The organism is Vibrio sp. 2134-1, assembly GCF_033339495.1.
In genome coordinates, this window is record NZ_JAWOUS010000004.1 from 24863 (window position 1) to 50068 (window position 25206).

The 25206-nt window shown below is 45.4% G+C and carries 21 protein-coding genes; 10 read left to right on the plus strand and 11 right to left on the minus strand.

Translation table 11 applies throughout. From position 1 onward, the window contains the following. Positions 1 to 129 precede the first annotated feature (129 nt). From R7R78_RS06700 to R7R78_RS06720, 5 genes are all read right to left on the minus strand, one after another. The gene (locus tag R7R78_RS06700) at positions 130 to 645 is read right to left on the minus strand and encodes a protein disulfide oxidoreductase (protein ID WP_213968757.1); all 516 of its coding nucleotides are present in this window, start codon (positions 643 to 645) and stop codon (positions 130 to 132) included. Next, positions 642 to 2753, minus strand: a complete 2112-nt coding sequence (locus R7R78_RS06705; RefSeq protein ID WP_225473349.1) for a protein-disulfide reductase DsbD family protein — start codon at positions 2751 to 2753, stop codon at positions 642 to 644. Before R7R78_RS06705 ends, R7R78_RS06700 begins: the two co-directional genes overlap by 4 nt. A 64-nt stretch (positions 2754 to 2817) precedes the next feature. Beyond that, on the minus strand, positions 2818 to 3216 hold the full coding sequence (locus R7R78_RS06710; RefSeq protein WP_033905718.1) for a hypothetical protein: 399 nt from the start codon (positions 3214 to 3216) through the stop codon (positions 2818 to 2820). Positions 3217 to 3318: 102 nt separating this feature from the next. Then, positions 3319 to 3921: a response regulator transcription factor gene (locus R7R78_RS06715; protein WP_186584814.1), complete on the minus strand. Its 603-nt coding sequence runs from the start codon at positions 3919 to 3921 to the stop codon at positions 3319 to 3321. 25 nt (positions 3922 to 3946) lie between these two features. Continuing rightward, positions 3947 to 5782, minus strand: coding sequence for a sensor histidine kinase (locus R7R78_RS06720; protein ID WP_225473350.1), 1836 nt, complete (start codon positions 5780 to 5782; stop codon positions 3947 to 3949). 180 nt (positions 5783 to 5962) lie between these two features. Here R7R78_RS06720 and dsrO point away from each other — a divergent pair, with 180 nt between their 5' ends. The 10 genes from dsrO (at position 5963) to R7R78_RS06770 (ending at position 18040) form a co-directional block, all read left to right on the plus strand. Next, entirely contained in the window at positions 5963 to 6730 is a 768-nt protein-coding gene (gene dsrO / locus R7R78_RS06725; protein WP_136976677.1) for a sulfate reduction electron transfer complex DsrMKJOP subunit DsrO, read from the plus strand. Then, positions 6727 to 7857 carry an NrfD/PsrC family molybdoenzyme membrane anchor subunit gene (gene nrfD / locus R7R78_RS06730; protein ID WP_225473351.1) on the plus strand — a complete coding sequence of 377 codons (1131 nt, stop codon included), beginning with the start codon at positions 6727 to 6729 and terminating at the stop codon, positions 7855 to 7857. Before dsrO ends, nrfD begins: the two co-directional genes overlap by 4 nt. Positions 7858 to 7874: 17 nt before the next feature. Further along, entirely contained in the window at positions 7875 to 10967 is a 3093-nt protein-coding gene (locus R7R78_RS06735) for a tetrathionate reductase subunit A (protein WP_225473352.1), read from the plus strand. A gap of 277 nt (positions 10968 to 11244) precedes the next feature. Beyond that, entirely contained in the window at positions 11245 to 11808 is a 564-nt protein-coding gene (locus tag R7R78_RS06740) for a c-type cytochrome (protein WP_370687796.1), read from the plus strand. A gap of 8 nt (positions 11809 to 11816) precedes the next feature. Beyond that, positions 11817 to 12869 carry a c-type cytochrome gene (locus R7R78_RS06745; RefSeq protein WP_225473353.1) on the plus strand — a complete coding sequence of 351 codons (1053 nt, stop codon included), beginning with the start codon at positions 11817 to 11819 and terminating at the stop codon, positions 12867 to 12869. Positions 12870 to 13169: 300 nt separating this feature from the next. Further along, positions 13170 to 14501: a paraquat-inducible protein A gene (locus R7R78_RS06750; protein WP_054729239.1), complete on the plus strand. Its 1332-nt coding sequence runs from the start codon at positions 13170 to 13172 to the stop codon at positions 14499 to 14501. Continuing rightward, the gene (pqiB, locus tag R7R78_RS06755) at positions 14494 to 16140 is read left to right on the plus strand and encodes an intermembrane transport protein PqiB (protein WP_005376682.1); all 1647 of its coding nucleotides are present in this window, start codon (positions 14494 to 14496) and stop codon (positions 16138 to 16140) included. The genes R7R78_RS06750 and pqiB overlap by 8 nt, the downstream gene beginning before the upstream one ends. Beyond that, complete coding sequence (locus R7R78_RS06760) at positions 16140 to 16718, plus strand: membrane integrity-associated transporter subunit PqiC (protein WP_225473354.1); 579 nt, start codon at positions 16140 to 16142, stop codon at positions 16716 to 16718. Before pqiB ends, R7R78_RS06760 begins: the two co-directional genes overlap by 1 nt. A gap of 102 nt (positions 16719 to 16820) precedes the next feature. Next, entirely contained in the window at positions 16821 to 17594 is a 774-nt protein-coding gene (locus R7R78_RS06765) for a hypothetical protein (protein ID WP_042523080.1), read from the plus strand. 206 nt (positions 17595 to 17800) lie between these two features. Continuing rightward, positions 17801 to 18040 (plus strand): hypothetical protein, encoded by a 240-nt coding sequence (locus R7R78_RS06770; RefSeq protein ID WP_033905728.1) that lies wholly within the window; start codon positions 17801 to 17803, stop codon positions 18038 to 18040. A gap of 60 nt (positions 18041 to 18100) precedes the next feature. On the opposite strand, the gene R7R78_RS06775 is transcribed toward R7R78_RS06770, so the two are convergent. The 6 genes from R7R78_RS06775 to rpsA all read right to left on the minus strand — a co-directional run bounded on the left by R7R78_RS06775 (position 18101) and on the right by rpsA (position 25162). Next, complete coding sequence (locus R7R78_RS06775) at positions 18101 to 19939, minus strand: extracellular solute-binding protein (protein WP_017633867.1); 1839 nt, start codon at positions 19937 to 19939, stop codon at positions 18101 to 18103. A gap of 499 nt (positions 19940 to 20438) precedes the next feature. Next, on the minus strand, positions 20439 to 21140 hold the full coding sequence (pyrF, locus tag R7R78_RS06780; RefSeq protein ID WP_005376667.1) for an orotidine-5'-phosphate decarboxylase: 702 nt from the start codon (positions 21138 to 21140) through the stop codon (positions 20439 to 20441). 84 nt (positions 21141 to 21224) lie between these two features. Next, the gene (lapB, locus tag R7R78_RS06785) at positions 21225 to 22400 is read right to left on the minus strand and encodes a lipopolysaccharide assembly protein LapB (RefSeq protein WP_005376665.1); all 1176 of its coding nucleotides are present in this window, start codon (positions 22398 to 22400) and stop codon (positions 21225 to 21227) included. Between the two features lie 18 nt (positions 22401 to 22418). After that, positions 22419 to 22715, minus strand: a complete 297-nt coding sequence (locus tag R7R78_RS06790; RefSeq protein WP_005376663.1) for a LapA family protein — start codon at positions 22713 to 22715, stop codon at positions 22419 to 22421. Between the two features lie 281 nt (positions 22716 to 22996). Then, a complete protein-coding gene (ihfB, locus tag R7R78_RS06795) occupies positions 22997 to 23278 on the minus strand; it encodes an integration host factor subunit beta (protein ID WP_005385816.1) in 282 nt (93 codons plus the stop codon). Between the two features lie 213 nt (positions 23279 to 23491). Further along, positions 23492 to 25162, minus strand: a complete 1671-nt coding sequence (rpsA, locus tag R7R78_RS06800; RefSeq protein WP_005385817.1) for a 30S ribosomal protein S1 — start codon at positions 25160 to 25162, stop codon at positions 23492 to 23494. Positions 25163 to 25206 lie beyond the last annotated feature (44 nt).

Consider the following 25206-nt stretch of genomic DNA (forward strand, 5'->3'; position numbering starts at 1 on the left):
AATGTAGCACGCAATAAGCATCTAGACACTTATTGGTTAACTAGTTCTTTATGGTATGTGACCGACTGGTTGTTTAGGACAACAAAAAAATCCGATACTCAATATTTTGAATATCGGATTTTTATAGCGTTATCGAGCTAACCAAATTCTCGCTAGTATTCCTATCGGAGTGGTAACGCCAGTTGTGACAGAGGAAATTTCACCATTTCTTAAAACATAAATGGTTGGGGTCACGCTAATTTTCCATTCGCGCATAATATCGCTTGAAGGATCGTTTATGTTTTCGAAACGATATTCTTTTGCCCTCATAAACTGCGCCACACGCTCATTCGGTCCCGACGATCCAGAAACGCCAACTACGGTGTAGTCATCACTCAGCCAGCTCACGCTTGGGCTTACAAATTTACAAGCGGGACACCAAGTCGCCCAAAAATAAACAACGACAGGTTGTTCATAACTTTGCGCGATGGCATCGAAGTGTTCACCAGCGCTCAATACGGAGCTCAATGGTGGTAACTCCTGTTTAGGAATATCTTTAGTGCGATACCAATCCATCGTGATGGAAATGACGGTGACAATGAGCACCATCTGTACGATTTGAACGAGCCAATATCGGAATGTTCTACGCTGCTTTGTCGAACTCATTGAATGGTTCCCCCACTCGCTTGTTTCACCGCGCTTAAAACAACATCATCAGTCAGAATAACAGGTAACGGGATACCTTGTGGCGCCGCCGGGCCATAGACGATGTTAAACGGCACACCGTAAAGCCCATGAGCTCGTAAAAAGTCAGTTACCGAGCTGTCCGGATGTGTCCAATCCCCTTTTAACGTCGCCACATTAGGGCTTCGCAGCAATGAGTAGACAGGATCTTGCCAGATCACACCGATCTTGTTCGCTTTACACGTGACACACCAATCCGCAGTGACATCCACAAACACCACTCGCCCATTATTGACGTGATCTTCAATCGCCGAGTTAGAAAGCTTCTGCCACGCTAAGTCCTCAGGAAGCGGTATCGCCCATTGGTCGGCAGTGACACTACCAAGTAACAGGCCACCAGCTATCAACACTAATGACGCAGTTCCGGATACAGCAAGCGCTTTCTCACCATACACTTTCTTGACTCTTGCCATCATTACAACAAAAGCAGCCACAGCGATAAGTGCAATCCATAGCATCGGTACATGATTTGCCATTAATGAAAGTAGCCAAACGCTGGTTGCCAACATCATTATGCCAAACACTATTTTAACGACATTCATCCACGAGCCAGGCTTTGGTAGTTTCAGCGCGATATTTGGAAACACAGCGACTAAGAGCCAAGGCAGTGCCATACCCAATGCTAATGCTGTAAAAGTTGCAAATAACGTTAATACGTCGGCACCCAAGGCAAATGCCACGGCCGTTCCTAGAAAAGGCGCGGAGCAAGGCGTCGCAAGCAATGTAGCAAACATACCTTGAACATAGTGACCAACTAGGGAGTTATCACCTTTCGAGGCCAGCCATGTATTGGTACCCGATGATAGACGGATTTCAAACAGCCCTAGCATATTGGCCCCAAACAAAGTGGTGACCAACACCATCAAACCTAAGAACCAGGGGCTTTGAAATTGCACGCCCCAACCAATGGCATTACCTGTTAGCTTGAGCACCAAAATAAAACCAGCGAGAATCCAGAACGACGTTAATATACCAAGTGACGAGGCAACAAACTGAGCGCGAATTTGACGACGCTCGATACCTTGAGCGGCAACAATACTACTTAGCTTCATCCCCAAAACCGGAAGAACGCAAGGCATAATGTTAAGAATTAAACCGCCGAGCAACGCGAATAGAAAAACACTCGTTAGAGACGTGCTCGGCAGCGGTTCAACTATTGCCTCAGCAGTTGCTTGAGTGGTTTCTTCTGCTAGTAAATTGGTGTCTTTGATGGTCACAAACAGCGACTGTTCATCTAACGCCACATCGCCCAGCCAAGTATCAACGATATAGCTCGCGGTGACGATGTTTCCTTCTTGATGCATTCCTTCAAGCTTGAAGCTATAGTCTCGCGTTGCTTCATCGACACCATCCACCAGCACTTGTGGTTGTTGCCAACCCTGACTGTTCTGTAGCTTGATTTGTAGTTTCGATTGGTTCGCATCCCAACTCGCCTGAGTAACATCAATAAACGGCGATGGCTGCGGCACGTTACTCACTGCTTGAGCGTAACTGAACATCACGCCTTCATCGACTGTTAGATCAGAAGGCAAGAACGTCAATTGAATTTGATAGTCGGTCAGCACACAAATCGTCGTACAAGAAGAAAGTGTCAGTACCGCATCAATCGTGACAGGTCTGGACATGTCTTCGACGTGCAGCGTCATGGGGAACAAAGTATCGCCTTTATACCCAAGAGTCTCGATACCTAATAGTTCGAATTTTTGTGGGTGCGGCCATTGCCAATCCACTTTGGATAAATTTTGTGAATTTTGCCAATCAATAGATGGTGCTACGCCGCCCTCACCAGGTGAACGCCAGTAAGTTTTCCAATCTCCGGTTAACTTGACATCCAAATAACCTGTAAGTGTTTTGGCTTGCGGATCTTGTTGACCAGTGAGCACAAAGCGCGTTTGCACTGGAGGATGTTGTGGGTTGGTTAGCCAACCTGTATCAGTAGTTTGAGCTGAAATACTCAGAGAGAGCAAACTCAAAGCAAGCGTCATAAAAAACATGAACGCAAACTGAGTCAGTTTAGTAATTTGATTCATAGTGATTCCTAGTTAAAAGACAAAGGTGCTAAATAACTGACGCTAGTGGTCAGAAAGCACGCTTTTATTCTCGGAACACACAGAAAGTCAGATGGACTCGATACTTACGGCCTATCGGTTCCGTCCAATGTTGCGCACCAATATAGGCACTGCACAACCAAATTGCCGAAGCAAAAAGACCGACAAACAGAACAACAATAAATACATCGAGTTGATGTTGAGAAAACTGAATTAACTTTTCAGACAATTCGCACTTGCTGGTTTCTTTAGTATCAATCGACTTGACGCTCGAACGCTCATCAGTAAGTGAAACCGCGGGCGATTCCGTCTCATATTTCATAGAGCATGACGATGCAAAACCTGAATTTTGCATCAGACACACAACCACCACCCAGCCAATAATCGCCAGTAGCCATTTTGCCCGCTTATGTGGCGTGTGATGTCGTTTAGTCAACAAACTCATAAGAATTCAGATAAAGTAAGAACGAAGAAGATAATACGCGAGTCGTCATAAAGCTCAAGTTGTATCCTCTAAATAGCCTTAAGAGGCTTCACTCGGTAAGCTTTAATCTAGCTTGCCATAAATATATGCCAACTCTGCGACGGTTTTTGCCGAGAACTTCTTCAATAGATTAGCTCGGTGTACTTCAACCGTTCGCATTGCTATGCAAAGTTCGTCAGCAATACGAATGTTGCGCTTTCCTTCAATGATCAAACGCAAAATGTCTTTTTCTCTAGGTGTGAGCGATTCATAAGCCGATTTTGCTGCTGCCATATCGAGGTTTGTGGCAGACTGCGCCTGTCCCTGCAAAATGGCTCGTGCCAGTTCATCGCCTTTGACTGGTTTTTGGAAGAAATTGACCGCCCCAGCATGCAATGCATCGACCGCCATCGGAACATCACCATGCCCTGTCAGATAAATAACGGCTAACGGGCTGTTGGCTTTATTTAAAATTTGGTGCACTTGCTGGCCACGAAGGTTGGGCATTCGGCTATCAAGGATCACGCATCCGGCCTGATGAATGTTCACTTTATCGAGAAAAGATTGCCCATCAGCAAAAGTCGTCACGTTGAAGTCATGCTCTTCCAACATAAAAGCGAGCGAGTCACGCACCGATTCATCATCATCGACTACAAAAACAGGTAGCTGCTTTTCACCGCTGCTCATTGAGTGCTCCTATGCCTAGTTCAGATTAGTTTTGATATGGAAACACAAGCTCAACCAAACAACCATGTGGTGCTATCGAGCTGATGACAAACTCGCCACCATGCATTTCCATCACATCGCGACAAATGGCTAACCCTAGCCCAAGCCCTTCTTCTTTGCTACTCACAAACGCTTGAGTCGGATTCTCTTGCTGCAACCCTGTACCATTGTCTAACACTCGAATAGAGAGTTGACTGATTTGGTAATCGCAATGCAGGGCAATTTTACCTTGATAACCTGATGAGTGATATTTCTCTTGGAACAAAGTACACGCATCAATCGCGTTGCTGATCACATTAACTAAAACCTGTTGTACGCCAACTGCATCGACAAGTAACGGACGAATGTTCCCTTCTGTACTGGCCACAATAGAAATGTTTTGCTTCTGCATCCGAAAATGGAGTAACTCAATCGTGTCATCAATGAGTACTTGAAGATCGCACGACGTTTTGTCGACACTGCGCTTGCGAATCAACGTTCTTAATCGCTGAATAATTGCATCGGCTCTTTCAACTTGGCCCTGTATTTTCTCAAGCACAGGGACAATATCTTCATGAGGGCGCTTTTTGGCCAAGCGAAGTAAACCGCCTTCACTATAGTTGCGAATGGCTGCCAGTGGCTGATTGAGTTCATGGGCAAGACTAGTGCCGATTTCTCCGACAATCGCGACCCTTTGTGAATGTTCTAACTGTTCACTTTTCTCTTTTAATCGCAACGATGTCTGCTCCAACGCTTGCTTACTCTTGCTAAATCGATACTCAAGCCAAAAGTGGTACGCGTTCAACACAATCACAAACATGAACAGCGCCCATGCCCATTCTTGATGACTACGCAGCCAGCGTAGAGCCTCACTCCACCAAGGTTGTTGCAACGGATGGAGATCCAACGCCTGATAAAGTTTGTCGATGCTCAGCAAGCTGACGGGGGACGTCCAACCTGACGCGCCTGCCGCAATAACCGCAGGGTGTTCAGGTGGCATCGCTAACAATACTTGCGCAATCTGTTTGGCGATCTGAGCTGAGCCGCGCTCTGTTTTGGCAAATGACCAGTTAGGATAAAGCGGTGTGGAAACAGCGCATAACGAGCGCTCGTTCGGCTGTTGATTTAAAACTCGATAATTACTCGGTTGTAAAAGCCCTTCACTTAGCATCTGTTCCAATAAACAAGCAGGGACAACGGCCGCTTCCACATTGCCATCACGTAATTGATACAGGTTGGCATCAATAGGAAAACCAAGATAGCGGACATCAGAAAAGAAATCGTTTGGATTAAGCCCCATTTTGACTATTTGATAGCGCATCGTTAGATAACCACCAAACGCTTTTTCTGATACCGCCGCAACAGGACGTCCTGAGACATCTTGCACCGTTTGATAACTTGAATTGGCTCGAACCACAAGCGCCGAACCAATGCCGTAATTCGAGTTTTGTGGTGCTCTGCTGGTTAGCGTTGCCATCCACGACAGCGCGTATTGCCTGCCCAACCGCACTGCCTGACCTGGGTTGGTTAAGATGAAATCCATGGTCTGAAACTTCACCGCTTCGCCCATTTCATCCAAGTTAAGGGGATGAAGGACAAAATGCACATCGGAAATTTGCTGATTGAGCCAATCAATGGTCGGTTGCCATCTCTGCTCAGCATAAAGATGGCCGCGTATCGCTAACACGCCCACTTCGACTTTTTGCTTGGCCTGTGGCTGCTCTGCTTTTTGCTCTTGCATTCCTTGCAGATCTGCTTGTTCAGAAACTGCGCCCTGAGCCAAAGATGCAAAGGCAACTAAGCAAAGAACCCAAAACTGAAGCAACCGTGGCGTTTTGTTCATGATGAGTAGAATCGTTCCTTCGAAAGTAATGGAGCAAGAATAACAGCTACCCTTGGTAAACCACATTTGTTTTAGATCAAGTTTGATCTGGGTATGTGGAAATCCACAATATAAGCCTCGCAGTGCATTTCTCACAATGGAATCAGTCAATTCAAATACAACAAAAAAAGCAGGTGAGTTATGGATTCCACCAAACGTCGCTTTCTCAGCGCGGTCACTGCCGGAGCCGCGTTAATTCCAGTCGCTGGCATTGGCACGGCAACTGCGGGAAACATTATTCGAAATAACCAGTCCGCTGACCGAAAAGGACAAGTCGGGAAGCGTTATGCCATGGTGATAGATTTGCGTAAATGTGTCGGATGCCAGGCTTGCACTGTGGGTTGCAGCATCGAGAACCAAGCGCCAATCGGTCAATTCCGAACCACCGTAAAGCAATACGAAGTTACGTTAGATGATGGCTCTACAGCCACGCGAGAAGCAAAAGCCTTTATGCTACCGCGCCTTTGTAACCACTGCGACAACCCGCCTTGCGTGGCAGTGTGTCCGGTTCAAGCAACCTTTCAGCGCGAAGATGGCATTGTCATGGTGGATAACAGTCGCTGCGTAGCGTGTGCGTATTGTGTACAAGCTTGCCCTTACGATGCTCGCTTTATCAATGAAGACACCCTCACCGCAGATAAATGTACCTTCTGTGCTCACCGTCTAGAACAAGGTCTATTGCCTGCCTGCGTGGAAACCTGTGTTGGCGGTGCACGTGTAATTGGTGATTTGAATGATCCATCAAGTGAAGTCCGCCACTTAATTGCGAAGCACCAAGACGATATCAAAGTGCTAAAACCCAATGAAGGCACCAAGCCTCACGTGTTTTACATCGGCATGGATGAACGCTTCACCAGCCACATCGACGGACAACCTGCTATTTACGACCCACAGGGAGAGCGCGCATGAACATCACCGAAGTGTTAGTCCAACCTCAAGCGATGGCTTGGCTCCCGTGGGCGGTGCAATATTTCTTCTACATCGGTTCGGCTTATGCGGCTGCTGTTTTATTCCTAATCGCCCTATTATTTGAAAAACACACCAGTCACAGACTGCGCGCTGCGCTTGTTCTGACGCTGGCCATCGGCGCCATCGTGGGGCCATTAGCGTTAACTGGCGACCTTCACCAACCGGGACGCGCATGGCATTTTTACGCACACATCACTCCGTGGTCATGGATGTCTTTAGGGTCGCTTTTCTTGCCTGTTTTCTCAGGTTTAGCGGTAGTGACTGCATGGCTGTATCTCCGCGAGGATCTGATCAACTTACGTAATCAGCCAGGGAAAGTACTGCCTCTAATTTCAAAGCTGTCACTGGGTGACTGGGCGCTCTCTCGTAGAGTCATGCTTATGGTATCTGTTATCACGGTGCTATCAGGCATCACCATTGCAGTCTACACAGGCGCTGAAATTGCAGTCGTTCAATCGCGCCCTTTATGGCACCAACCCGCGTCACCAATTCTTTGGTTTGTCACTGCATTTATGGGCGCGGTCGGATTTTCTCTGTTGATTTGGCTCTTGCTGCCTAGTCAGTCAAAGACGCTGACATCTGGCGATACTAATTTACTTAAAAAATCAGTGGTTACCAGCGGTGTATTAACGCTGATACTGCTACCGATTTGGGCATCCAACAATTCCGCATTTTCGCTCTATTCTAGCGAACAATGGATGCACAACATTGCCCTGCTCACTTTTGTCGTTTTAGGTTGTGTTTTGCTCGCTTTCATCTTCTTTCGCGATACCAAAAAGTCCACATCAGCCAGATTTCGTCACGTCATAGGGCTCGGTTTTGTGTCTGCTGCCGCACTGGCAAGTGCATGGCTGATTCGCTGGTTTACCATCATGGAAGTGCAAACCATCGCCAAGTTCGATGCAGGGCTGTATCCATACCAACTCACTATGGATGGAAATGGCTGGATAGGCATTATCGGCATGCTCGGATTATGGCTTGCACTGGCACTGCTCAGTTCGGAGCTGGTTCAGCCAAAACAAAAGATCGAAGTAAAAGCCTCATCACTCACCTTAACTGAACGCTAATCAAAGAGGATTTCATCATGGATAACAAACGCCGTCAGTTTTTGAAATCAGGCATTGCAGTGGGTGGGCTTGGCGCATTCGCTGCGGGTTACGCCACCACCACCAAACACATGGTCGAAGGTGCGCTCGAAGGCACTGCGGGAGAAAAAACGCGTGATATTCACCACGGTAACTCGCTTGAACCAGAGTACACGGTCAACAGCAAAGGCAACCTAATCCCTAATCCAAATCAGCGCGTTGCGCCATCGATGTGCTTTGGTTGTTGGTCACTGTGCGGATTGCGTGTACGCATTGATAACCGCAGCGACGATATTTTGCGTATTACTGGCAACCCATATCACCCACTCTCTCATCAGCAACACATTCCGTTCGAAACGCCAGTCAAAGATGCTTATTTAAGTTTGGCAGGAGAAGCGGGCCTTGACGGTCGTTCAACAGCATGCGCACGTGGCAATGGGATGTTAGAAATTCGCAACAGCCCGTACCGCATTACTCAGCCACTGAAACGAGTTGGAAAACGCGGCGAAGGAAAATGGATTCCGATCAGTTACGAACAACTGATAGAAGAAGTCGTCGAGGGCGGTGATTTATTTGGTGAAGGTCATGTTGATGGCTTACGCGACATTCGCGATTTAACAACGCCCGTTGATCCTGAAAACCCAGAATATGGACCGAAAGCCAACCAACTGTTAATGACCAACGCCGGTAACGAAGGCCGAGACGACATATTCAAACGCTTCGCGTTCAACAGCTATGGTACGCGTAACTTTGGGCATCATGGCTCTTACTGCGGCTACGCATTTCGTGCTGGCAGCGGCGCATTTATGAACGATTTAGATAAGAACGCGCACTTGAAGCCAGACTTTGATAACGCGGAATACATCATCTTCATCGGTATGTCACCAGCTCAAGCGGGTAACCCTTTTAAGCGTCAGGCGCGCCAACTCGCCAATGCGCGAACAGAAGGTAGCTTGGAATACACCATCATCACACCAAGTTTGCCTGCTGGTTCATCGAGCTTGGCTGCCGGTGACAACAACCGCTGGGTACCAATCAAACCAGGCACCGACTCTGCCCTCGTGCTTGGCATGATCCAGTGGATCATCGAAAACCAACGCTACAACAAAACCTTCTTAACCCAACCGGGGGTGAACGCAATGAAACGAGCTAGCACCGCGCACTGGTGTAATGCTACGCATCTCGTGATAAGCGATAATCAGCACCCGAGAAACGGCACGTTTTTACGCGCGTCGGACTTGAATCTGCCATTCGAGGGCGAAGCGTTGTCTGACTCCGATCCGTACGTCATCGTGGATGATCAAAGCGGCGAATTTGGTGTTCATACCCAGACAGGAGAAGCGGCACTGTTTGTCGATAAAACGGTTTCGCTTGCATCAGGCGAAGTGCGAGTAAAATCTTCCCTGCAAAGACTCAAAGAAGAGGCGTTCAAATACAGTCTTGAGTTCTACAGCCAACAATGTGAGATTCCTGTCGAACAAATTGTTGAACTAGCAAAACGCTTCACCAGTCACGGAACAAAAGCGGTGGTCGATACCCACGGTGGCAACATGCACACCAACGGGTTCTATAACTCGTTTACCATCATGATGCTCAATGCGTTGATTGGTAATATCAATATGAAAGGCGGCGCGATGGCCAAAGCGGGTGGCTACCCAACTTCCGCTGCGGGTCCTCGTTACGACTTCACCAAATTTGCTGGCAAAGTCGGCCCGAAAGGCGTCTTTTTGTCGCGCAGTAAATTCCCCTACCACAAAACCAGCGAATACAAACGTCGCGTTGAGGCAGGTGAATCACCTTACCCAACTCGCGCCCCTTGGTATCCGTTTGCCGCGCCACTGCTGACAGAGCACCTATCTGCGGCTATTGATGGGTATCCATACCGCGTTAAAGCGTGGATCAACCACATGGCGAACCCAATGTATGGTGTACCCGGTTTGAAAACGCTGCTGGAAGACAAGCTTAAAGATCCAAAACAACTCGGTTTGATTGTGTCTGTTGATGCGTTCATTAACGAAACCACCGCGTTGTCGGACTATATTGTGCCGGACACGGTCACCTACGAAAGCTGGGGTATGGCAACGCCTTGGCACGACGTTCCGGTGAAAACCGTCACCGCTCGTTGGCCGATTGTGGGAGCGCGAACAGAGAAAACCGCCGATGGTCGTTCAATTTGCTTAGAAAACTTTTTGATTGATGTCGCCAAGAAAATGCAACTGGGCGGCTTTGGTGACAACGCGATTCAAGATGCGCAAGGGAATTGGCACGCTCTCCACAGCGCTGAAGATTTCTACTTACGTTCCGCGGCAAACTTGGCTTATGTGAAAGGCGGGGTGCCTGAAGTTTCGGCAGAAGACATTGCGTGGTCCGGCCTAGAGCGTTTAATGCCAGCCATGCAGAAGACGCTGACAGCGGATGAGATGAAACGTGTGGCGTTTATTTTTGCTCGCGGTGGACGTTTTGAAAATGCAACCGAAGCGTATCAAGGTGAGCAAATGAAGCACAAATGGACACGACCTGTCGCGATATGGAATGAACGTGTCGGCAGCGCAAGAAACACCATGACCGGTGATTTCTACACGGGTTGCGCAACATGGCATCCACAAAAACTGGCCGATGGCACATCAATGGAAGACCAGTTCCCAAGCTCAGAATGGCCTTTCAGCCTGACGAACTTTAAATCCAACATTCACAGTGCGGTATCCAATCTATCGCCAAGGTTGAACTCGATTAAAGGCGTAAACCCAGTGTACATCCATCCAATCGATGCCGAGTGCGCAGGCATTAAAACGGGTGATGAGTTTGTTATCGAGACACCATCTGCAAGCACCAAAGCACTTGCGATGATAGTCAGCGGGATTCGCCCTGGCACACTCGGATTTGAACATGGGTTTGGCCATACCGAGCTAGGACAACGCTCGCACTGGATCGGCGATAAGCAACAACCCGTAAAAACGCGCAGCCAAGATGGCGTCAATATTAACGACATTGGCTTAATTGACCCTACTCGAGAAGGCAAAGGCGTGTTGTTGGATTGGGTCGTGGGCGCGGCGGCACGTCAGTCCCTGCCGGCCAAAATCCGCAAAGCGTAACGCCGCACGTTAAGACGTCTCTACCGCTTAGAGCTGCCGATTTGTGCAGCTCTTCACCACTTTGTTTTTATCGCTTATAGAACAACCAATAAAAACAAATACGGCCATTTACACTTATTAAATATGTGGAAATCCACAATACCTTTCATTATTGACAAGGCCGACAATATTGTCCAAGTGACTACCAAGTAGCACTTAGACATATTAATAAAAATTAAAGTGAGTCAGCATGTCAAAAATTCTTCCAGTGGTGGTGGCCTGTTTGTTAGCAACCACTATGGGCGCAAGCGCCTCGTCTATTCCGGAAAAAGCCAGCGTATGTAGCGGTTGTCACGGCCAAGATGGCATGGGACAGCCAAATATCGCGCCGATGATCGCTGGTTTAAACGCGAATTATCTCAACACTCAAATCGAACTATTCCTTAGTGGCGAACGCCAAAATGTGGTCATGCAAGGCATGGCGAAGGAACTCAGCGACCCCGCAGACCGTAAGGAAGTTATGGAGTACTTTGCTAACCTCCCGAGCTATGAGTTCACGAATCCAGAACAACGCGGCGACCAAGCTGATATTCGTAACCCGTATCGTAAATTAATTTTCCAAGGCGATTGGGATAGAAATATTCCAGCTTGCGCAACTTGTCATGGAGCCAGCGGTATGGGCGTCGACAAGTTCCCTCGCCTCGCAAGCCAACATGCTGATTACTTAAAAACGCAATTGATGGCATGGAAAAACGGCACTCGCAGTGGCGACCCGCTCAATATGATGGGGACCATCGCAAAAAATCTCACTGACAAAGAGATCGAAAATCTTGCTTACTACTTTGCCTCATTACGTTACTAGGAGCAGTCATGAAACGTTTCTATTCTTTGTTCGCACTGCCTTTCATTTCTACGCTCGTACTAGCTAACGATCCATTACCGGACCGCCAGAAAGAGCTACCTGCGATAGAAAAAGATAAGCACGGTGAATACTTAAAACCGCGTGATCTCAGCACAATCCCAAACACCGCATTTGGTGAGCAAGTAAAACGCGGTTACTCGCTCTTTGTTAACTCACAACAAATGCGCGGAAAATACGTTGGCAACGAACAAAACTGTGTGAACTGCCATATGGAGGCAGGACGAAAAGCAAACGCTGCGCCACTGTGGGCAGCTTACATGGCATACCCTGCATATCGTAAGAAAAACGATCGCGTAAACAGCTATGCTGACCGTATCCAAGGTTGTTTCGAGTATTCCATGAACGGTAAAGCGCCCGCTTACGATTCGACAGAAATTGTTGCCCTTAGTGCTTACGCCTACTGGTTAGCGATGGGCGGCTTGCTTGACAAACATGGTATGGCGGATAAACCCATTCCAGAACTAGACGCAAAAACGTTGCAAATTGGTGGAAAAGCAAAAGACTTCCCGTTGCCCGAAGCCATCGCACAAGCATTACCAATTGAAAAGCGGGGTAATCTCTCTGGGCGTGGCTACCCAAAAATCGCCGCCCCTGAGCAAGAACCATCAATAGAGCGAGGCGCATTGGTCTACGAAAAGAACTGTGAAACTTGCCATCGCGCCGACGGTTCAGGCATCAAAGACACCAACGACCATTCATACATTCCACCACTTTGGGGCGAATATGCGTATAACTGGGGCGCAGGTATGCACCGGATTAACACTGCAGCCTATTTTATTTACGAAAACATGCCGCTTGGGAAAAGTGTGCAGCTGACAGAGCAAGAAGCTTGGGATGTCGCAGCATACGTCAACAGCCATGAGCGTCCACAAGATCCTCGATTCAAAGGCAATGTCACCGCAAACGCGGAGAAATATCACCAGCACCAAGGCTATTACGGCAAAACGCTCAACGGTACGCAAGTCGGGGCCAATGCCTTTAAGAGCGGAACGGTCAAATAAAGTACAACTAACCACTTTAAATAAAATACTCTTTTCCCTGCTCAGATTATCTGGGCAGGATTACTTACCCTTAAAAACAAGTAATTACCCCTCCACAGACAAGCAATATCACATTATTTTCGACTTCCAACATACTCATCTTCGCCGTAAAATCTTGTACCAAACGCGACTTCGTTTATGTCTTAGATCTCCCATATGCTCTAATGCCAAAAGTAAGAAACTCGTAAACTCCTGAATCAAAACAAGCGTGCCTAGTGAAAAAAGAGTATTCTTAAAGCAAATGAATCTAAAACCTACCCGATGAGTATTCAACCTAATTCCCGTCAGTTAATTTCATGCGAAGAGTGCGGCCTTGTTGTTCGCATTCCCGATATCGAACAGGGGCAAAAAGCACAATGTCCTCGATGTTCGCATTCGCTGACTAAAGTGAATGCCAAGCCTTACCAAAGCGTGATCGCCATATCATCGGCATGTTTGATCATGTTAGTGCTAAGCATTTCTTTCCCTTTTATGTCGTTCAGCGTGCAAGGGTTGTCGCAAGAAATCACCTTGTTGCACGCTGCAAAAATGCTGGCTGAGTTTCAAAATGTGCTTTTGGGTGTGCTGTTACTCGCAACAGTTATCGTTTTACCTGCAATCTATGTTGGCCTCATTCTCTTTCTTCACCTTGAAGCATTAAAAGCACGTAAACATACCCCCTCTAAAAAGCAGCAACGAATGGCAAAAGTTTTATGCCGTCTTCTGTTTCGAGTCGAACCCTGGTTAATGGTGGATGTCTTTTTGATTGGCGTGTTGGTCAGCTTAATTAAAATCGCTTCTCTGGCAGACATTGGAATGGGGACTTCATTCTGGGCGTTCTGCGTTTATACCGTACTGGTAGTCAAATGCATATCAATGGTCGACAAAAGCTGGCTCTGGGGGCACTTTATTCCAGCTATCGAGCTATCTAATGTAAAAGAGGGTGATACGCACCATAACCACAACCATATTGGTTGTCATACGTGTCACCAGCTCAACCCTATTGAAGCTAAAAAACACCAACACTGCATTCGTTGTAAAAGCCCTATTCACAAATACAACCCCGCAGACAACTTACAAAAAGCTTGGGCGCTTTTGTTTGCTTCAGTCATTTTCTATATCCCTGCGAACCTCTACCCTATGATGTACACCGTAAGTCTTGGACATGCAGAAGGTTCAACTATCATGGAGGGGGTAATATTGCTTTGGCATTTAGGTTCTTACCCTATTGCGATGGTAATTTTCTTTGCTAGCGTATTTATTCCAATGGCGAAAATGCTGGCACTCGCGTGGCTGTATTACAATGCGCAAAAAGCGCGATATCTTCCGCACGAAGAGAGTATTTCACGCTTAAAGATCTACCGTATAACTGAGTTTATTGGCCGTTGGTCCATGATCGATATCTTCGTCGTCGCGATCTTAGTTGCACTGGTTCAACTGCAAAACTTAATGGCGATTTATCCAGGTCCTGCTGCGCTCTCTTTCGCGGCAGTGGTCATTTTTACTATGCTTTCTGCAATGATATTTGACTCACGTTTGTTGTGGCAATTGCCACAAAACGAAGTGCAGGAGCCGATTTCTGACAACTTAAACGAGAAAGCCAAATATGAGTGATGAGAACAACGTAACCGCTCAAATAAAACCGCAAAAGCAGATTTCTGCGATATGGATTGTCCCGATCCTTGCGCTAGCCATGGGAGCGTGGATGCTGTTCCAATATATCAACAGTACAGGCCCACAAATTACTCTCCAACTGCCAACCGCAGATGGGATTGAGGTTGGCAAAACCGAAATCCGAGCATTGAATGTAAAAGTCGGACTGATTACTGAAGTCACTCTCAGTGAAAATTACGATCACATCATCGCTAAGGCACAAATGAACAAGGATGCAGAGCGCATGCTGCGAGATGACACCATGTTTTGGGTGGTGAAGCCTCGTATTGGCCGTGATGGCGTTTCTGGTTTAGAGACCTTGCTCTCTGGCGCTTATATCCAACTTCAACCGGGTAAATCTAAGATAGAGAAAGAGCGCTTTACGGTCTTAGATGTTCCCCCAGTGGCCTCTCCTGATGCAGAGGGGTTACGCCTTGTGTTAACACACCGCGAGGCTGGTAAGCTAGGCGTTGGTGACCCCGTCATTTATAAAGGCTTTACGGTTGGTCGTGTAGAGAAAACCAGCTTTGATGTTGACACTCGCAAAGCGTTATACCAACTCTTTATTTTCAAGCCTTATGACAGCTTAGTGCGCACTCGTACCAAGTTCTGGCTGAATTCTGGCGTAGATTTACAGCTCAACGCTGAAGGGTTCGAAGTCAAGTTTGGCTCATTAGAGAGCATGCTAACGGGTGGTGTTACCTTCGATACCGTTCCAGGTCTTGAATCCGGTGAACAGCTCACTGAAAATATGGTCAACTTCCGCTTGTACGATGATATTAAACAACTTCGAGAAGGTATGTACGATGATTATATTGAATTCGTTATGCTTTTTGATGAATCGGTACGAGGACTTAAACGTAAGGCACCTGTCGAATATCGAGGCTTGAGAATTGGTACTGTGATGCGTGTACCAATGCGACTTCCAACCCCAGAAGAGAACTTTTCTGCGAAAAAAATCCCTGTATTGGTACGTATCGAGCTCGGCCGTGTTTATGGCGATTTCCAATCCCAATCTTTACCAATGTTAAAAGATAAATTGAAGAGTGAGTTTGCTAAAGGACTACGTGGTACTTTAAAAACAGGTAACTTATTAACAGGCGCACTGTATGTTGACGCCGACTTCTATCCAAACGACGAGCCTTACGTACCGAGTAAGTTTGCTGATTTAGATGTTTTCCCAACCATGCGTGGTGGTTTTGCGCAGGTTCAGCGCCAAGTGAACGACTTCCTAAATAAGATTAATAACTTACCGATGGAAGAAACGCTAGATTCTCTCAATTCAACGTTAAAAACGTCCGAAAAAACGTTAGCTTCAGCAGAACGCGTGGCGGACAGTATTGATAAACTTTTGAATCAAAAAGAAACGCAAGAGATTCCAACAGATATTCGCCAAAGCTTACAGCAATTACAAAAAACACTCGATGGTTATGGGCCCAACTCAACCATGTACAGCGAAATGGAAGCCACGCTAAAAGAATTAGAAAGCGTGATGACAGAGTTTAAACCCGTACTTAAACAGCTAAACGAAAAGCCAAACTCTCTCGTGTTTGGAGAAGATGAAATCAGTGACCCAATACCAGTTAAAGGCCAAAACTAATGAAACGAGTATTCTTTCTGTCTATCGCGCTATTTGTCGGTCTAACGGGTTGCAGTAGCGCTCCGCAAACTAAAGGAGCTATGTACCTTCTACCTAAGGCGGAACCAGTGACGCTGAGCTCTTCTGATATCGCTCAGCGCCCAACTTTAGTTGTTCGTCCAGTGACATTGGCGAGTTATTTGAATGATAATGGCATTGTTTATCGAACCTCTGAGACCAAAGTTATTCAGGCAAAACACAATCAATGGGCGCACAGTATTTCTGAGCAAATCACTCAGAGAGTTGTCGCGGAACTACGTAAAAAGCAAAGTCATTACTGGCCGACTGAAATGAATAATCTGTTGGATCAAAGCGGTGAAGCCAAACTACAGCTTACGTTAAATAAATTTAATGGCAGCTACAAAGGTAATATCGAAATTGAGGGAGAATGGTTGCTCATTAATGCCGAAGGTAAGGTCGAAAACAGTGCGCCAATACAAATCTCACAGCCGCTTCAAGATGAGGGCTATGAAGCGCTCGTCAACGCTTTATCCATAGGCTTAGAAAGCCTAACCTCAGACATTGCCAAACAACTCTAAGTCAATGTTAATTACAGGGAAGCAAGTTGCTTCCCTTTTTTATGCAGAGTGTAGCGACTTCTACTAAGCTGAAAGCTGACGAAAAGCCGAAAAGGAAATTGGATGAAACCATGTAACCTGCTATCACTCTCCTCACTCATTCTTGTATTACCTACATCAGTAGCGCTCTCAACCGAGACACAAGAATCTCGTTGGCGAAATAGCATAGAAGTGTACATGCTAGGACTGAATATCCACGGGGATACCAGTATTGGTCGCTTTTCATCAGAGGTGGATGTCGATCCTAAGTTCATCGTAGACCACCTCGATATTGGGGCGATGTTGCGATTCGAGAGTATTTACCAAAGTAAGTGGGGCTACTACATAGATTATAGTTTCATGAACTTAAGTGGTGATGTTAATAATATCAAGGGCGCTCTGCCTAACGCTCGTTATCGTGCGGACATCGAAATACGGCAAGGTGTTCTAGAAGCAAAGGCATTCCAACGCGAACAATATTCATTTGGTAAACTGGATTATATGTTTGGATTACGTTGGTGGGACAATGACATCACCGGCAAGCTGTATCGTAATGATAACCGGGTACTAGAAGATAGACTGTCATTACAAGAAGATTGGGTCGATTTTTTAGTTGGCTTGCGACTCATTGATGAATTGAGCGAAAACTGGCGATTTCATGCCAGCATCGACGCCGGACTTGGCAACGATACTCACTTCACTTATGCCATTCAAACTGGTGTTCGTTATCGTTTTAACGAATGGTCTGATCTCAACTTAGCTTACAAGTCGACCTGGGTTGATTACAAAAATGAGGGAGTATTTGAATATGATACAGCTTCTCAAGGGCTTTTAGTCGGACTTGGCTTTTACTTTTGATCAGGTGAAACCCTAGCCTATATTCAAGCGTTGTAACTTGTACTAGCTCTAGGTACACGTCTAGTGTCGCGTTACAGATGCTTAAATAAGGCAAATTGATCTTCATCAGACTATAAATTGCTCTTCGGTGTTACTCTCTGTCGCAAAATATAAAACCCCACTCTATGACCTCATATAGGTCTTATTGATAAGGTTCCCGAGTAGCAATGTCGATTAACATTTCCGATTTAACCACCGCCCTAAATAAGGTGGAGCATATTCATAAAGTTCAGCTTGAAAACGTACATCAGTTCTTCAAAGCAAACGAAGCTTTTTCGTTGCAAACATTCAGCCAGCTGATATCTAGCGACTCGCTTGATGATCGATTTAAAACCATCGATAGAGCGTTCTCTTTGCTTGGTGATGCAAAAACCTACCTTTTAGAAGTGTCTTACCTTATTAAGTAAAAAAGAAAGCCCCGATAAAATTCATTATCGGGGCTATCATTTTCTATCTAAACTACTGATTTACAATTTGTAACGATCATCAATTACCGTTAGTTCTGGGAAGGTTTTACCCTCGTCCATCGCTTCTTCTGTCTCTTCTTTTACTTGGTTATCAATCCAGAAATTACCGATATCCATTGGATGAAGCACCCATTCTGTCGCTTTTGTCATGCCGTTTTTAGGAATTTTAACCCAGCGCCAATGAGCAACTCGAGAATAAGGCACCATGTAGCCAGGAACGATGATATTTGCTTTGCTGACATAGTTTTGGATTTGATGCGACAAGTCGTAACGCTTCTCCTGATCAAACTCAGAGTCATACGCTTCAATTAACTTGTCTAGCTCAGGGCTGCTGTAGTTGGTGTGAGCATTCGTTTGTGGTCGATTTGCATTATCCGAGTGTAGGTATTCCCAATACGCAGGGATCTCACCAGAGCCCATATTCAAAAACGCTAGCTGATGCTTTTTCTCAAGAATGTATTTAAACGCAGATGAGCCATCCACCAAGTTTAACGTGAACTCAAGACCAGCAAGTTTCGCTTGCTCTTTCAGGTATGCAATACGCGGTGTCCAAGAGTTGTATCCGTAGGTGATGGCAAAGCTCAAGCGTTGGCCCTTGTCGTTAACACGAATACCATCTGCGCCCACTTTGTCAAAGCCCGCTTTTTCGAAGTGTTTAACCGCCGCATCAGCATCAAACTTTGGCGGTGTATTGTTAGGATCATCGTATTCGCCATGACCAAAGCCGAGTCCATGCGGTTTACGTGAATAATCTCCACGCATGATGTTTTCAATCATGCCGTCATAGTCAGTGGCTGCCATAACACCTTTACGCACTTCTAGGTTATCCAACATCGGCATCGCTGTGTTCATCCAAAGACCACCAGCTCCTTGCGGTGCTTCGTTAAAGCCCCAGTACTTTTGGATATAGCCTTTTTTGTACACATCACTATTGGTTTTGTCATGCCAAAAGCTTGGTAGCACCATCTCAAAGTAGTCTAAGTTGCCTTTCTCAAAGTGCTTCATGGCAATATCAGGATCGCGAATTACCTTAATGCGAACCTTTTCAACGTTATAACGGTTTTTATAGTAGCGGTTGTTGTATCCCCACCAATCTTCACCGACATGTTTGAATGTCACGCTCTTACCTTTCTTCACTTGATCAATGTAGTAAGGCGCTGCGGTTGGCTCAGATTTAAAGTTAAACTTTCTGACGAAGTTATCAGGCATGCCATCGTTATTTGCGTCCTTTTCTCCTTCAAAGAAGTGTTCAGGACGAGGCTGAAAACCATTACTTGGCATGTTAATCATAACCATAAGTGAGTCATGACTTTGAGCTACAGCAAGATTGACTTTGATCGTGTAGTCATCAATTTTTTCAACACTCACAATACTGTTTGTGAAGAAGTCGTTATACCACGGGTCGATAATGTCTTTTGACGTGTAGTACTTCATCATAAAGACGTAATCATCTGCTGTAATTTTTTCACCATCTGACCACTCGGCCGTTTCGTCGAGTTTAAAGAATACGGTTTTGTTGTCCTCTCCAAATGCCCATGACTTAGCAAGTTGAGGGATCCATTTGCCAGTATTTGGATGACGCTGAGCCAGTTTTGGTGAACCATCCATTAAGTATTGGCGCAAACCTGAGTTCGCATCTGGACCAACACTTCGTAATGTTTGCGGAAAGCTCTGAATGTAAGTGCGATAGGTGCCACCTCGTACCGCTTCTTCAGAGGCAAATAGAGGTTCGTTGTTGTTTGAAATCCATTCGATATCAGCTGGCAATTCTGCCGCACTCAGTTGAAAACTGGCAGCGGTCAGTGTTGCTAGTACTGAAAATGGCAGTTTTTTAGTCATGTTTCTTCCTTGTTGTGTTTGCGCACTAAGGTCGTAACAAGGAAGACAGCGTGTGAAAGCTCACAGAAAGCTGCGATTTAAAATACGCAGATAGGAAATAATAGGAACGTAATATGAAGTGACGTCCTGCCAGCTTCTATATTAATTTCAAAGAGTTTCACTAGGTCATCCTAGACCTTACAACGCAGTGAATGCATCTTCGCCATAGTATTCTTTAGACATTTGTAACGCAAGCCATCAATAACACATGGTTGCATTTTCGAGGCATCACAGTGAGTTATGTTACAAAAGTGTGATCGGCATAGTACCAAGCCCTACTTTACTCAGAATAAACCGCAGAACCTTTATCTCAATTGGCCCCGATATACCAGTTAAAGCGAGTAAATGATCAGACATAGCTGGTTAAAAGGAATGGTTGTTTACCGCGATCAGTATTTTCATTCGATGTAAAAAGTGAGGCATCTTAGCCTCACTTTTCTCCATACAATCGAGACAGTGCTTACATGTTAGATAAGCTCTCATTGATCGACTTCAGCACTTCTGCAGGATTTGACGCTTGAGTGATAGGGCGACCAATCACAAGATAATCTGAACCTGATTGGATAGCGTCTACTGGCGTCATGATACGGCGTTGGTCACCTTGTTCTGAGCCAGCAGGTCGAATACCAGGGGTCACTAACTTAAATTCTTGGCCTAGTTCGCTCTTCAGTAATGAGGACTCTTGCGCTGAACATACCACACCATCTAAGCCTGCGTTTTTGGTCAAGGTTGCTAGACGAATCACTTGCTCCTGAGGCGCAACATTCAAACCAATACCAGCTAAATCACTTTGTTCCATACTGGTTAGTACCGTTACACCGATAAGAAGTGGACGATCTTTACCATATGGCTCAAGAATTTCACGTGATGCCGTCATCATACGCTCACCACCGCTCGCGTGTACGTTCACCATCCATACACCCATTTCAGCCGCAGCGCGAACTGCTTTCGAACAGGTGTTTGGAATATCGTGAAATTTTAAATCTAGGAATACCGAGAAACCACGTTTATGGAGTTCACGTACAAAATCAGGACCAAATAGCGTAAACATCTCCTTGCCAACTTTTAGTCGGCATGACGCAGGATCAATTCTATCTACAAACGCAAGTGCATCTGCTTGGTTATCATAATCCAGTGCGACAATAACTTTTTGGTCGATCATTTCATCTCCTAACTGTTTTGGTTCTTATTAAATAAAAAGTTAAAAAAATGCAGCGGACAGAAACTCTGCCAGCTGCATTAAGAATTATTCACCATCCAATCCGCGGATTGGCTTGATCGTCCCCCATCCTTTACAGGACGGACAATGCCAATAAAGGGAATGGGTAGAAAATCCACACTTCCGGCATCGGTAATGTGGTTTCACTTTTAACTGTTCACCCACCATCGCTTGTAGTGTTGATAGGCTGTCTTTCGCTCGACCATCTTCTGCTTCTGCAATGTGGTAGTCAATTAAACGGTAGAAGCCCTTCATGGTTGGGTTTTTCAGCAATTGTTTCGTCAGTAACTCTTGAGCAGCCCCAACGTTCTCGTGATGAGCAACTAATTGAGCCAACATCAACTCGGCTGATACGCCTGCTTTCTTATCAATACAAGCTCGCAGAAACTCGACAAGTTCATCTTCCTGACCCAGATGATGATAGCATTCTGCAATAGTTGGCAAGACATCACTGATAAAGTCTTTATCTTGCTCAAGTACCCCTGTCAGATATTTGATGGTGTGCTTATAGTCTTCAGACTCTAGATAAATTCGTCCCAAAGCAATACTTGCTCGAACACACTTCGGGTCTTCCGCTAACGCTTTTTTAAAATGCTGTATTGCCTTATTAGTATTCCCATCAGCTTGGTCGAGCATGGCTATTTCACACCAAAAATGGGCAATATTTGCACGCATCCTTGAGCGTTTATTACCTAACTTAGCCAATTGGTTCGCGTAATAAATCGCCTTTTCCCATTCTCGTGTTTGCTGATAAATGGTCACTAATTGTTGAAGAGCCGCCTCTTTGTAATCTGGCTCTTCAACTAACTGTTCGAAGATTTTCTCTGCACGATCAAGAAAACCTGAGACCATGTAGTCTTTCGCTAACTGTTGAAGGGCGAGGTTCTTTTGGTCCAGTGTTAAGCCTGAACGAGAAATAAGATTTTGGTGAATTCTGATTGCGCGATCGACTTCACCACGAGACCGGAACAGGTTACCCAACGCAAGGTGAGTATCGATGGTCTCGTTATCAACTTGGAGCAATTCAATAAAGTGATCGACAGCCTTATCTGATTGGTCAGAGAGCAGTAGATTAAGACCCGTCATATACTGACGAGAGATTTGATGAGATTGCTTCTGCTTGTCTTGCTGAGCGCTGCGATGTCCCATATACCAGCCATACGCAGCAGCTATAGGCAACAACAAGAAGAGTAGTTCAAGCATTAAAGTTAAGCCTTATCCTTATGCCTGTTTTTCAATGGCTGGCTTATCAGCAGCGTTGTTTGATTCAGTTGGTTCGTACTTTTTCAGTTTTTTCTTTAAACGACGGACCTGTAGCTGAGTTTTCAGTTGGATGCTACCAAAGATAACCCACGCTAAAGCAAAGCCAACCACAAATACTACACCTAATAGCGTAGATAAGTGGAACTCTCCTTTTGCTAGAAGATAGTTAAAAGTCACGAGCTCTTGGTTTTGGGAACCTAACGCCAATGCAATTAAAAAGAGAGCTAAAACAGCAACGATTTTTATAATTTTCATGTTACATCACCCTTCTAGGAGTAAGTCGGTAAGATTATGCAGGAAAATGCTTCTTCAGACTACGTATATTAGCAATAATCTATACCCAAGTAACCTCAAGATGCTTAGTTTGTAGACATGCTTAGAAGTTAAAGTTATTTGGGTATAGAAAGCAGCAAGGAAAACGGCTGAATCCACAATTAGATTAGTAAACGATCTTGGATGTATGACTAACTTGGATACATTACAAAAAAGCGGCATACACAAACGTATGCCGCTTTTTTCAAACTAATAAGAGTGCATTAACCAATATTTACACGCTCACGAAGTTCTTTACCAGGTTTGAAATGTGGAACGTATTTACCTTCCAATTCCACTTTATCGCCCGTTTTAGGGTTACGACCTACGCGAGGCTCGCGGTAATGAAGAGAAAAACTACCAAAGCCACGGATCTCGATACGGTCACCGCTCTCTAGTGTAGAGGCCATGTGCTCTAAAATATCTTTTACAGCATCCTCTACCTCTTTCGCTGATAAGTGTGTTTGCTCAGCGCAGAGTCTTTCAATCAGTTCAGACTTAGTCATAGTTGCCCTCTTTGAGTATCTTTATCACTTATTATAGTAAGTAATACTAATTCCAACAAACACTTGCTGACAATTCTAGACAAATTTTATGCAAAATGCGCAATGAAGAAATGCCTTTTATTAAGATAGTTTACTGTCATTAGTATTACTACTTAAATATGACCAAATATAAAAAAGGAGCCTTGCGGCTCCTTTTTTGCTTAAGCGAGTATATTATTCGCCTTTAGCAGCTTTGAAAGCGTCAGCCATTGCGTTACCGAATGCATTGTCATCTTGCTTGTTGATAGATGCCATTGCTTCTTGCTCGTCAGCTTCGTCTTTAGCTTTGATAGATAGGTTGATTACGCGGTTCTTACGGTCTACACCTGTGAACTTCGCTTCAACAACATCACCAGCGCTTAGGATTAGAGAAGCATCTTCTACGCGATCGCGTGATACTTCAGAAGCACGGATGTAACCTTCAACGCCTTCTGCGATTTCAACAGTAGCGCCTTTAGCGTCAACAGCAGTTACAGTAGCGTTAACTAGAACACCTTTCTTGTTGTCAGCAACGTAAGCATTGAATGGGTCATTTTCCATTTGCTTGATGCCTAGAGAGATGCGCTCACGCTCAGCGTCTACTGCTAGAACAACTGCAGAGATCTCGTCGCCTTTCTTGTACTCACGTACAGCTTCTTCGCCAGCAACATTCCAAGAAATGTCAGATAGGTGAACTAGACCGTCGATGCCGCCTTCTAGACCGATGAAGATACCGAAGTCAGTGATAGACTTGATCTTACCAGTAACTTTGTCGCCTTTAGCTTGTGCTTCAGCGAATGACTGCCATGGGTTAGCTTTACACTGTTTCAGACCTAGAGAGATACGACGACGTTCTTCGTCGATTTCAAGAACCATAACCTCAACTTCGTCGCCAACATTAACAACTTTAGAAGGGTGGATGTTCTTGTTAGTCCAATCCATTTCTGAAACGTGAACTAGACCTTCAACGCCTTCTTCGATTTCAACGAAGCAGCCGTAGTCAGTTAGGTTAGTTACGCGACCAGTTAGTTTGTGACCTTCTGGGTAACGCTTAGCGATTGCTACCCATGGATCTTCGCCTAGTTGCTTAAGACCTAGTGATACGCGAGTACGCTCACGGTCGAACTTAAGAACTTTAACTTGGATCTCGTCACCAACGTTAACGATTTCAGATGGGTGCTTAACGCGCTTCCAAGCCATATCAGTGATATGTAGAAGACCGTCAACGCCACCTAGGTCAACGAACGCACCGTAGTCAGTAAGGTTCTTAACGATACCTTTAACTTCAGAACCTTCTTGTAGAGTTTCTAGAAGCTCGTCACGCTCAACGCTGTTCTCTGATTCGATAACTGCACGACGTGAAACAACTACGTTGTTACGTTTTTGGTCAAGTTTGATAACTTTGAACTCTAGCTCTTTGTTTTCTAGGTGAGCAGTGTCGCGGATTGGACGTACGTCTACTAGAGAGCCAGGAAGGAAAGCACGGATACCGTTTAGTTCAACAGTGAAACCGCCTTTAACTTTACCGTTGATGATACCAACAACAGTTTCAGCTTCTTCGTAAGCTTTCTCAAGTACGATCCAAGCTTCGTGACGCTTAGCTTTCTCACGAGAAAGTTGAGTTTCACCGAAACCATCTTCAACAGCGTCTAGAGCTACGTCTACTTCAGCGCCAACTTCAACTTCAAGTTCGCCAGCAGCGTTCTTGAACTGTTCAGCAGGGATAGCAGATTCAGACTTAAGACCAGCGTCAACAAGAACGAAACCGTTCTCGATAGCTACTACAGTACCTTTAACGATGCTGCCTTGTTGGAATTCTGTTTCGTTTAGAAACTCTTCAAAGAGTTGAGCAAAAGATTCAGTCATTTAATTAATCTTCAATAAATTAAACTTCCACGGGTATCCTACCG